This window comes from Nitrospira sp. MA-1 (assembly GCA_032139905.1).
Lineage (GTDB): Bacteria > Nitrospirota > Nitrospiria > Nitrospirales > UBA8639 > Nitrospira_E.
The window spans coordinates 1,168,541-1,181,326 of record JAQJDB010000006.1 but is presented as its reverse complement, the minus strand read 5'-3'; the positions used below and the strand labels follow the sequence as shown (position 1 = coordinate 1,181,326).

Annotated in this window: 2 protein-coding genes; both read right to left on the bottom strand. The window is 56.3% G+C overall.

Going from position 1 to position 12,786, the window contains the following annotated elements; all coding sequences use genetic code 11:
- Positions 1-63: 63 nt before the first annotated feature.
- A complete protein-coding gene (locus tag PJI16_12395) occupies positions 64-1,578 on the bottom strand; it encodes a diguanylate cyclase (GenBank protein ID MDT3778359.1) in 1,515 nt (504 codons plus the stop codon).
- Positions 1,575-12,737, bottom strand: coding sequence for a DUF4347 domain-containing protein (locus tag PJI16_12390; protein MDT3778358.1), 11,163 nt, complete (start codon positions 12,735-12,737; stop codon positions 1,575-1,577). Before PJI16_12390 ends, PJI16_12395 begins: the two co-directional genes overlap by 4 nt.
- Between the last annotated feature and the right edge of the window lie 49 nt (positions 12,738-12,786).

The following is a 12,786-nucleotide window of genomic DNA, read 5'->3' as shown; positions in this document are numbered from 1 at the left end:
ACTAGAGCTTGAGTAAAAATCATCCGTAAATTGCATATGATCCGACTACCTCCCCCGCTGCAGCTAGGATACTGAATGACTCATCCATTTCTCGTGTTGGGCCGATTTAGCGACCGCTTCATCAACCGTCCACTGTTCCACCCGATTCCGCCCATTCCCTTTGGCCACATATAGGGCTTTGTCGGCTTGGGCCACCAAGTCCAAATGATCAGAAGCACCTAAACTGGCGGCTGACACACCAAAACTCATTGTAATTTTCTGCCCGGACGTCGTGCGAATAGCCGTACTGGCCAAGCGTTCAATGTTTTCCCGTAACCGTCCGGCCACCAACATGCCCTCGACACAAGTCTGCCCAGGCAGGAGAATGCAAAATTCCTCTCCCCCATACCGGCCAATAATGTCCAAAGGACGTAAAGCTGTGGATAACACTTGCGCCACGATTTGAATCACTTGATCCCCCACCGCATGACCAAACCGATCATTATACGACTTGAAATGGTCGATATCCGCCATAATACAAACCAAATCTGTCCCGTCACGTTGGACCCGCTCCCACTGATCTTCAAACGCTTCGAAAAAGGCTCGCCGGTTGCAACAACCCGTCAAAGGATCTCGGTGAGCCAGTTTTTCCAGCTCGGTTTTTGACAACTCTAACTCCTGAATCGTATCTTCCAATACCGTCACATCATTGAACGACACCAAAATGCCTCGGACCTGTTTGCATGCACCAAAAATGGGGGTGCAATTGACTCGAAATTTTTTTACGGTTTTCCCTGGCCTCTCCCAAACCAGGGGCACATCCAAATTCAAGGTTTTGTCCTGTCGCGCCGTCTTCCAAGGGTAGGTGATCAGCGGGGTGACCGGGTCGGGAGACGTCCATTCAAAACCATCCAGTGTGCTCCCAATCAGGTCATGAGGATCAACACCGACAATGAGACTAAAGGCTCGATTGGCCAACACAATTCGGTCATCACCATCCAGGAACACCACACCCTCTGCCAACACATCAAACGCGGCCTGCACCCGCATGGGGACCACTGAACTGGGATCGAGTTGCCGCAACGTTCTTTTCATATACAAAAAATAGCCCAAAAACCCGTAGACCATGACCAGGGCAAGGAATCGCACCCAGGCATTATCAAGGACATGGGTCCAGGTCCCAGTATCCATAGAAGGAAATCGGAGTTGTAACGTTCCCCAATGCAGGTCCCCGTTAAAAATAGGAATCTGAATATGATCGAGCGTAGAGCGGTCTCCGGATGGCTGGATCCAAAGAGCACGATGGGGCCCGGCCATGGCCATAATCTCACCATTTTCCAAGACCAGGGCCACTGATTGGATATCCGCATTCCGTTCAACTAACAGATCCAAGGCCTGCTGGATGGCCTGGTCATCCTCCCTCTGCGCCAGAATGGAATACTGAACGGCTATGGCTTCGCTATACTTTTGCCGATAGGAAAAGATTTGAGCGGCTTGGTCCGGAATGAGGCCGATCATCAGGTCACAGATTAAGAGGATACTCAGAGTAAGGGATACCAAACCCAGACTCATCCAAAAAATGGGTGTCAGTCGTTTCATGAGGACCCTGGGTGAACAGTCGAGAAAGGTGGAGGAGATTTGATATTCTTCTGGTCTAATATCCGATCCAATCCTTGATGCTCCCAGGCTTCTTTCTCTGCGGCTTCTTTCATCTTTTTCGTCAAATTCTCTCGACCCTGTTTATCCATATCCAGAATTGCAATAGGGTCAAAGCTGCGCCAGGCCGGGAGCGCAGCCAACATGCTCGCCACCAGCGTCCCACTTCTCACCAGCCACGCCACGAGGACTCCCGAGACACCAAGCCCCGTATATTCCATCATTTTGACGAACAAGGACCGTTCGTCGATAGTTTGTTGGGTGGTCTCTGCTAACTGATCGGAAAATGCATTCAACTGTTGAAGAAATTCATGACCCAGTTCGATATGAGAGAGCAGCACCGGTGCCGGAGCGTACGATAGAATTTGTTCCGAGGTGGTTTCAAAAGCCGCTGGGCGCAGGAACGGGGCAATCTCCAAGACTCTGTTCCAGTCTGGAGCCGGCTGAAGATGAGGATGACGCGAAAGATCCCGTCCCGGTGAGGATTGACCAGCAAAGGGACCCGGAGACTCGATTTGGGGTGTACCCATGGGGGAAGTATTGGTATCAAGTGGCGACTCCGGAATTGGCGGAGGACTGGGTGCAGGCGTGGGCGTGGGACCTGGTTGCGGTGGAGGCAGTTGGGACAGGCCTTCCTGAACATCCGTGACGGTCACCTGAATCATTTGAGAATCCACCCCGCCGTTGCCATCACTCACCTGTACGGTGACCTCATAGACATTATTCGCGTCGGCGTCGGCCGGCGTTTCAAAGTCTGGGGGCACCGTGAAGGTCAACACCCCGCTGGTGGGATCGAGGCTGAACCGCGCCGCATCCGCCCCACCTAAAATCGTAAAGGTCAATGTATCCCCCGGCACATCCACATCGGTCGCGGTCACCGTCGTCACCGAGGTTTGGTTTTCGGCCACATTAACCACCGCCGTCGCCCCCCCGCCGTTACTGGTAATTATTGGGACATCGTTGGCATCCGTCACTGTCACGGCGATTGCTTGGGAATCCGCACCGCCGTTGCCGTCACTCACCTGTACCACCACGTCATAGACGTTATTGGCACCCGCATCGGTCGGTGCATCAATGTCGGGGGCGACGATGAACGTCAACACCCCGCTGGTGGGATCGAGGCTGAACCGCGCCGCATCCGCCCCGCCGGTGATTGTATAGGTCAGGGTGTCCGCCGGCAGATCCACATCGGTCGCGGTCACCGTCGTCACGCCCGTTTGGTTTTCTGGTGCATTGACGGCCGCGGTCGGCCCACCCCCGTCACTGGTAAGCACCGGCGCATCATTGACCCCCGTCACCGTGATGCCCACCATATCCACGTCCGTCGCACTGTTGCCGTCCGTACTCGTCACCGTCAGCGTGTCCGCGCCCGTATAGTTGAGGTTGCCTTGATAGCTCACCGAGGCCAAGGTCGCATTGATGTCGGCCTCACTGCCCGAGAGGGTCAGCGAACTCGTGCCATTGGCCCCCGCACTGATCGTCGCCGCCCCACTCACCGTTACCGTCCCTTGCCCGACCGCCAACTGCACCGCACTCAAGTTGCCGTCCACATCCGTCACCGAGAGGCCCGTGATCGTGAGCGCCGTATCTTCGGCCACCACCTGCGCCCCCGGCACCGTATTCACCGGCACATCATTGACCGCGGCCATCGTCACCGTCGTGTCGTAGTTGGCACTCGTGCCCCCATCGCCATCGGTCAGCACATACCGCACCGTCCGGCTGCCCAATGTCGGGTTGGCCGTGTCCGTGTTCTCATAGGTGATGTTCTGCACCAGCGCCCCCGCCGCCGTCGCCTCGGCATTGGCATTCAACGTGATGACCAGGTCGGTGCCCCCACTGCCGCCGGTCACGGTGCCGATGGTCACGCCTTGATAGGTGACGGTACTGCCGCTGACGCCAATCTGCCCCGCCCCCGTGCCCTGATCGCGAATGGCCAGCACATCCTCCGCACTGTCACTGCCCGCTTGGAAGGAGACCGTCAACGTCCCCGTGTCCAAGTCCGCCGAGTCCACATCCGTCACCGCCGCATTGCTCCCCTGCTCGATGACTTGCGCCCCGTCCCCTTCCGTGTATGCCAGCGTGTCGCCACTCAAGTTGGTGAGGACCGGCACATCATTGACCGCGGCCATCGTCACCGTCGTGTCGTAGTTGGCACTCGTGCCCCCATCGCCATCGGTCAGCACATACCGCACCGTCCGGCTGCCCAATGTCGGGTTGGCCGTGTCCGTGTTCTCATAGGTGATGTTCTGCACCAGCGCCCCCGCCGCCGTCGCCTCGGCATTGGCATTCAACGTGATGACCAGGTCGGTGCCCCCACTGCCGCCGGTCACGGTGCCGATGGTCACGCCTTGATAGGTGACGGTACTGCCGCTGACGCCAATCTGCCCCGCCCCCGTGCCCTGATCGCGAATGGCCAGCACATCCTCCGCACTGTCACTGCCCGCTTGGAAGGAGACCGTCAACGTCCCCGTGTCCAAGTCCGCCGAGTCCACATCCGTCACCGCCGCATTGCTCCCCTGCTCGATGACTTGCGCCCCGTCCCCTTCCGTGTATGCCAGCGTGTCGCCACTCAAGTTGGTGAGGACCGGCACATCATTGACCGCGGCCATCGTCACCGTCGTGTCGTAGTTGGCACTCGTGCCCCCATCGCCATCGGTCAGCACATACCGCACCGTCCGGCTGCCCAATGTCGGGTTGGCCGTGTCCGTGTTCTCATAGGTGATGTTCTGCACCAGCGCCCCCGCCGCCGTCGCCTCGGCATTGGCATTCAACGTGATGACCAGGTCGGTGCCCCCACTGCCGCCGGTCACGGTGCCGATGGTCACGCCTTGATAGGTGACGGTACTGCCGCTGACGCCAATCTGCCCCGCCCCCGTGCCCTGATCGCGAATGGCCAGCACATCCTCCGCACTGTCACTGCCCGCTTGGAAGGAGACCGTCAACGTCCCCGTGTCCAAGTCCGCCGAGTCCACATCCGTCACCGCCGCATTGCTCCCCTGCTCGATGACTTGCGCCCCGTCCCCTTCCGTGTATGCCAGCGTGTCGCCACTCAAGTTGGTGAGGACCGGCACATCATTGACCGCGGCCATCGTCACCGTCGTGTCGTAGTTGGCACTCGTGCCCCCATCGCCATCGGTCAGCACATACCGCACCGTCCGGCTGCCCAATGTCGGGTTGGCCGTGTCCGTGTTCTCATAGGTGATGTTCTGCACCAGCGCCCCCGCCGCCGTCGCCTCGGCATTGGCATTCAACGTGATGACCAGGTCGGTGCCCCCACTGCCGCCGGTCACGGTGCCGATGGTCACGCCTTGATAGGTGACGGTACTGCCGCTGACGCCAATCTGCCCCGCCCCCGTGCCCTGATCGCGAATGGCCAGCACATCCTCCGCACTGTCACTGCCCGCTTGGAAGGAGACCGTCAACGTCCCCGTGTCCAAGTCCGCCGAGTCCACATCCGTCACCGCCGCATTGCTCCCCTGCTCGATGACTTGCGCCCCGTCCCCTTCCGTGTATGCCAGCGTGTCGCCACTCAAGTTGGTGAGGACCGGCACATCATTGACCGCGGCCATCGTCACCGTCGTGTCGTAGTTGGCACTCGTGCCCCCATCGCCATCGGTCAGCACATACCGCACCGTCCGGCTGCCCAATGTCGGGTTGGCCGTGTCCGTGTTCTCATAGGTGATGTTCTGCACCAGCGCCCCCGCCGCCGTCGCCTCGGCATTGGCATTCAACGTGATGACCAGGTCGGTGCCCCCACTGCCGCCGGTCACGGTGCCGATGGTCACGCCTTGATAGGTGACGGTACTGCCGCTGACGCCAATCTGCCCCGCCCCCGTGCCCTGATCGCGAATGGCCAGCACATCCTCCGCACTGTCACTGCCCGCTTGGAAGGAGACCGTCAACGTCCCCGTGTCCAAGTCCGCCGAGTCCACATCCGTCACCGCCGCATTGCTCCCCTGCTCGATGACTTGCGCCCCGTCCCCTTCCGTGTATGCCAGCGTGTCGCCACTCAAGTTGGTGAGGACCGGCACATCATTGACCGCCGTCACCGTAATGCCCACCCCATCCACATCCGTCGCACTGTTCCCATCGGTACTGGTCACCGTCAGCGTGTCCGCCCCGGTGTAGTTCAAATTGCCTTGATAGCTCACGGAGGCTAAGGTCGCATTGATGTCGGTCTGGCTACCCGAGAGCGTCAGCGTACTCGTGCCATTGGCCCCCGCACTGATCGTCGCCGCCCCACTTACCATCACCGTCACCGTCCCTTGCGTCACCGCCAACTGCACCGTACTCAAGTTGCCGTCCACATCCGTCACTGAGAGGCCCGTGATAGTGAGCGCGGTATCTTCGTCCACCACCTGCGACCCCGGCACCGTGTTGACCGGCGCCGTATTAGCTACCACATTCTGCGCGAACTCGGAGGTATCTCCATAGGCCAGCGCATCGTCAATGCCGACCTGCCCGACATTATCAATAACCGTCGCGGTCGCGGTCACAAACTCGCCACCAGCCACCACAGCCGGAAGCACTGAACTAATGGTGCCATTGCCACTGCCATCGGTGGTTACCGTGGCAGAGCCTAGATAGCGTTCAGCTTCGCCATAGGCTGTCCCATCGGCAATGACACTCGCAAAAATTTCTATTCGATACGTGGTACTTGCTGAACTGTTCAATGTGCCGTTGATCGTGACCTGTGTGCCCGTTGTCGTCACACTTGTCAACACCGGATAGTTTTGAAGGTTGTTCGAACCTGTGTCACCGTCTCCCACATCATTGGCGGTAATCCCGTTAATCAGGTCACCGGCATCAACAAGATTAACTCCGAGGCCTAAGTTGGAGTGTATCGAATTGCCTAGGATAGAGTTTCCAATGGAGTCCCCGGTCCCTGATATCACAATGATCCCGTCATCGTTATAAGCGATCACATTTCCTTGGCCGGCAGTGGTGCCGCCCACCAGGTTATGAGATGACACGAAATTACCAATTTCAATACCGCTCATGGTATTGCCAAGATTGCTTGCGCCCAGTAAATTTGTGCCGATGTAGTTCCCTTGAATGATGTTGTTGCTGTTGCCCGAGGTGAGGCTGATTCCGCGTTGTGAATTTCCAGCAATTACGTTTCCATTGCCAAGACCATCTCCAATCATGGCGGTTCCCGCACCACCTTCAATTCGAATCCCGTCGAATCCGTTGGCCAACTTGGCATTAACCGCAGCATTCGTGCCGATAGTGTTGCGATAAATTTGGGTACCGGTGGTACCTCCACCATTCAGGTAGATGCCATGTACGTTATTACCAGAAATGAGATTTCCCGCACCTGCGACCAGACCACCAATGATGTTGTTGGTACCGTTTTCGACCGTGATGCCTATGGAGTTAGCGACAGCAGCCGAACCGTCCCAGTTGGTACCGATATAGTTTCCACTCAGGGTGTTTGGACTGACTGTCGCCCCTGTCAGGTACACACCAGCCAAGGTATTGCCGGAGATGACATTTCGTTCCGCCGTCGTCGTGCCACCAATCAGGTTGTCTTCTGACGCAAGGTAAATGCCATCACCATCATTACCTCTATCGAGAGTCCCGCCTTCATCGAGACCAATGTAATTTCCTATGATGGTATTCGTATCTCCACCAGTGGCAATATGGATTCCATCGCCCGCGTTGCCACCAATCACATTACGCTCATTGATTGTCGTGCCACCGATCGTGTTATTGCCGGTGTTTGTGAATACCCCGTGCCCAACGTTCCCGCGATCTGTTAGCCCATCGACCGCTAAACCGATCGTGTTCCCGGAAATAGTATTGAAACCCGCACCCGCATCCATGAAGACCCCTGATCCCGAATTGCCACTAATGTAGTTCTTGGCACCAGCCATATTGCCGCCAACGACATTAGAAATCGCCCCGCTCGTTATCCACACACCATGGCCACTATTTCCTAAAGCCACCATGCCGGTGCCATCCAACCCAATATAATTTCCTTCCACAATGTTGTTATCACCTGAGAGTTCGATGCCGTCACTCGTGTTTCCAGAAATCACATTCCGCGCAAGGACGGTGGAGCCACCAATTTGTGTATTGTTGGCATTGACCGAAATCCCATCACTGCTGTTGGCAAGAGCTCCGGTACCGGCGGCATTGGTACCGATAAAATTGCCTTGGATTGTGACGCCGTCGGCACCCGCACCAATGGAGATGCCGGTCATCGTATTCCCGGAGATCACATTTCCGGCGCCAGCCAAAGCCCCACCGATGGTGTCAGTCCCTGACCCTGAAAAGGCAATCCCATTTTGTGTATTGCCTAAATCTAGGGTCCCCGTGGCATCGGTGCCAATATAATTGCCTTGAATGACATTGCCGCCATTCGATCCTTGTCGCAAGATCCCACTGCCTTGATTGCCGGAAATCAGATTGCGATCCGCCGCGATCGTGCCACCAATGATGGTGTTCTGCGCACTGAAGATGTACAGTCCCGCGCTACCATTTCCCAGGTCCACCGTGCCGGTCACATCCGTGCCAATATAATTGCCCGCAATCGTGTTGCCATCAGAATTATTAATTTCAATTCCTTGTGAGCTAAACTGATTAATCACCAACCCTCGAATCGTACTTCCATCACTCCCGGTGATGAGCCGCAAGCCATCGACGGCACCTGCACTTGTTCCATTCAGTTCAATAATTGGCGTACTACCAAAATCCGGTTCCGCCGTCCCATCGATGATGACAACACCGGTGATATCCGGCAGTGCACCGTTACTCCCATCCCCCGGATTACCGACTTGAATGGTATGGGCGCCACCGACCAAGACATCCAGAATATTGAAATGAATCGTGTCCGTCCCCGCGGTGTTATTCACAGCGGTAATCGCTTCGCGTAGCGAGATCTGGTTATCTGCTCCACGATTAGAGAGTAAGTTAGAAATCGATGAGGTGTTTCCATCCAACACGTCGCTCGTCGTATCAACCACCAACGTGGACATATTCAAGGCGATGATGTTGGCTCCGAATTCTGAAGTATCGCCATAGTTGCCCCCGCCCAGATCCACGGTCGCGGTGGCAGTAATGGACGTACCTGCTGAAACGGCCGCAGTCAAATTTTGAAAAAAGTTCACATTCCCGCTGCCATCGGTGGTGACGTTGATAAAACCAATATAGACTTCACCCTCTCCATACCCGCTTCCATCTGGTGTGGTACTGGCAAAAAATTCAATGCGATAGTTAGTGGTGGCGGTGCTATTGAGTGTGCCGGCCACATAAACGTTCGCTGCCCCATCGGTGTTGGCCGAGGTTAAGACCGGGAAATTCTGAAGATTGTTGGGGCCGGTGTCTCCATCACCCACATCGTTCGCTGTCACCCCGTCCGCATTCAGATCGATGCCGAGACCGTTATTCCCATACATCTCATTGCCCAGAATCGCGATACCAGTCCCTGCGGAGGCAAAGGCATGAATACCATTGCTCCCTTGGAACGCAATGGTATTCCCGGCCCCGGCGACGACGCCGCCAATCAATGTATTGGTTAACCCGTTCTGAACAGAAATGCCATACAGGCCTGTGGTGAGGTCAAGCGTGCCGGACACGTCGGTGCCAATATAGTTACCCTGAATGGTGGTACCCGTGCTGCTCACACCGATAGAGATCCCAGTCACCGCATAGCCCGCCACAACATTTGCATCATTGGCGGACGTGCCCCCAATGACCGTATTCACAGCATTCGAGCCAACAGAAATACCAAACGAACTACCGGACAATCGGGTAGTACCGGCACTATTGGTACCAATGAAATTGCCCCGAACAATCGTGCCAACGGAAAGGGAACCGGAGATATCAATTGCCGCTTTACCAAACGCCGCGTTAATGATGTTCCGCGCATTGACCGTTGACCCGCCAATGGTGTTACCCGCAGCACTAGAAATATAGATTCCATCTTCACCGTTCAACAAACCGGTAACCGAGGTCCCCGCGGCGTTCAGACCTATCAGGTTTGCCGTCATGCTATTGGCGGATGTGGTGCTTCCAATAAGAGTGATACCATAGCCTGTGTTAGCCGATATGACGTTACCCACACCAGAGGCCCCATCACCAATGAAGTTGGCACTGGCGCCAGTATCTAAGCGGATACCGTCTCCGGTGTTTCCAAGTGCGGCCGTGCCGCCAGAATTGGTGCCGATGTAGTTTCCATAAATGGTGTTGCCGTCCGCTCCCGCACCGTTGAGATAAATCCCGTGACCTCCGTTACCGGAGATGATATTGCGTGCGAACGCCGTTGCCCCGCCAATCGTGTTATTTGACCCGCTGATGAGAATGCCATTCGCGGTATTGCCCACACCGAGCGTACCCGTCACATCCGTCCCGATGTAGTTTCCCCAAACAACTGAACCAGTTGAACTTCCGCCAAAATTGATCCCGTCTCCAGTATTTCCAGAAATGATATTGCGCTCCACCGCTGTGAGACCCCCGATGATTCCGTTATTTCCGTCGTAATCAATGCCGTCATCGCCATTACCAAGGTCCACAGTTCCAGTCACGTCGGTGCCGAGATAATTACCGACGATGGTCACGTTGTCCGCGTCGATATTGAGTGCATCACTGCCAAAACGGTTGATCACGAGTCCACGGATTGTACTGCCTGATCCCGTGGAGATCGTCAGCCCATGTACCCCACCACCGGCCGAGGTGCCATTGAGTTCAATGACCGGTGTGCCGGAAAAATCGGGTTCGCTCCAGCCATCAATAAGGACTGCATCGGAAATGGTCGGTAGCGCAGACAGTACATTTATGGTATGGGGGCCAGAACCTGAAATATTAAATGCAATGGTATCGGTGCCAGCGGTGTTATTGGCAGCAGTGATGGCCTCCCGCAGAGAGATTCCATCTCCGCCATCACTGGCAATCAGTGCTGCGACAGATGAGGTATCTCCATTGCTTACATCATTCGTCGTGGTGACCGTAAGTGTCCCGGCAGTGGCGGCCACGTTGAGGGCGAATTCTGATGTGTCGCGGTATGTGGAGGCTCCTATCTTGACCGTGGCGGTTGCACAAATAGCATTTCCAGAAGATACGATGGCACTCAACGTGACATTAAATGTTGCATTACCACTTCCATTGGTCGTGACCTCGGTAAAGCCCAGATAGGTCTCTCCTTCCCCATTCCCCGAGGCATCGCCAGTCGTGTTTCTGAAAAACTCGATACGGAAGTTAGTACTGGCGGTGCTATTGAGCGTCCCATCAATTGAGATCATCCCCGTGCTATCAGTAACTGCTCGGGTCAGTACGGGAAAATTTTGCAGATTGTTCGCCCCACTGTCTCCGTCACCGCTGTCATTTGCGGTGATGCCCGCCGTTCCCAGGTTGATGCCCAGCAGCGTGTTCGAGTAGATCGAGTTGCGGACAATCGCGTTGCCGGTGCCCGCGATCACATCCACGCCGTTCATCGAATTATTGGCAATGATGTTGCCCTCATCGATCCCCTCGCCACCAATCATGTTGTCGTGGGCCGTATTCTGAAAGGTGATACCCTGGCGATTACCCATCGCCGTCGTGCCGTCGGCACCGACGCCGATATAGTTTCCTTGAACGACGTTGCTATCGGCGTTCTGCCAGAATCCAATTCCGAAACTGTCACCGCCTGTAGAGTTCCCTGCGATGATGTTGCGGTCAGCAGCCGTCGTGCCACCGATCGTATTGTCGTCGCTCTTGACGGTGATCCCGTAGCGGTTGCCGAACGTCGTCTGCAACCCACTGACGTCCGTGCCGAGGTAGTTGCCCACGATGGTCGAGCCCCCGGCGTTGACATCGATCTCGATGGCGTCGTCGCCCGCGAGGTTGATGACGAGGCCTCGCACAGTCGAGGCGCCGGTCGTCAGCGTGAGCCCGTTCGGATCCCCGGAGGCTACGCCAGCGGCATTGAGTTCGATGATGGGGCCCTTCGCGGCGTCATAGCCCGCCTGCGTACTGCCGTCAATGATGACCCCCTGCGTCACGTTGAGGTCGGAACCGCTGAGCGTGATGCGGTACCAGGACCGCGCCGTACCAGCCATGTAGTCGGCATCGAAGTCAGTAATCGCCGCATCCGAGAGCGTCGTGGCCACAGGCGCCCCAAAGGTTCCGCCTACCCCATTGTCGCGGTAGTACAAGTGATTTGGGTCAGTCAGGGCGATATTGAATGAGATGGTGTCTGTACCCGGGTTGCCATTGGCATCCAGAATCGCCTGGCGCAGAGAGCCCGCTCCGGAATTGTTCGTATTGGTGACGGTATAGGTAGCCAAGACTCCCTCCCAGGTGTCCTGGGTGGCCTGACCAATCATGATAGACGTTTCAATAAATCCCGTAGAGACTTCCAGTTGCCAGTTGGCATATTCGCTGACGTGCCCGGTGCGGTCCGTGCTCGCGGCGATATCCGCTCCTGTGAGGTCGGCTAAGGCTTGCATCGCGGATAGGCCGGCCTGACCGCGGCCAAAGTTACAGCCGTAGATCAACAGATCGGCCTCGGCAGACAGACTCTGGCCAATCTGACTAAGCAGCGCCGCATACTGATCGCTGATCGAATCGTTCGTGAGAAAGGCCGTGCCCAAATACAACTCGGCCTCGGTGCCTTCCCCGATGAGATGGACCGCATCGATATCACTTCGGCCCTTAAGTGCTTCCGCAATTTGTTCGATCCCGTCCCGTCTCGCATCCAGAAGAATGACTTCCGCGGCAGGATCAATACCGTCCATAAGCGTCTGGTAATGTTCTACACGCGTATCGATAAAGACGATTTCTTTGCGATCGGAGGGTGCAGAAGGGGAAAGACCGGACGTCCAGAGGGTGTCCTGATCAGCAGAATCCGTATGAGTTGAATCCGTGGATGTTTCGCCCTGGGGGTCGGGAACACCCGGTTGATCCTGGGTGGTAGTGTCTTGAACGACTTCCGCTCCCGTGGCGAGGGCAGCTCCATCGAATAAGATCCGGGGCTCTAAGGCAATAAAAGTCCCGGTCAATCCCGCCGTGGGAGGTGTTGGGGGTTGAGTCAGCTTCCGCTTCTTGTGCGTGGCAGAGTTCCCCTTCTTGGGGGCTGTCCCGGCTTCCAGTGTTGCGGGCTTGCAGAGCAGATGTTTCATGTGTCGATATTCATTCATACAAAAAATCTGAAGACGAATAATCTCGGGT

What these genes read in the sequence shown, in the direction of transcription:
- PJI16_12395 (MDT3778359.1), bottom strand. Translation starts at nt 1,578, where the DNA reads ATGAAACGACTGACACCCATTTTTTGGATGAGTCTGGGTTTGGTATCC.
- PJI16_12390 (MDT3778358.1), bottom strand. Translation starts at nt 12,737, where the DNA reads ATGAAACATCTGCTCTGCAAGCCCGCAACACTGGAAGCCGGGACAGCC.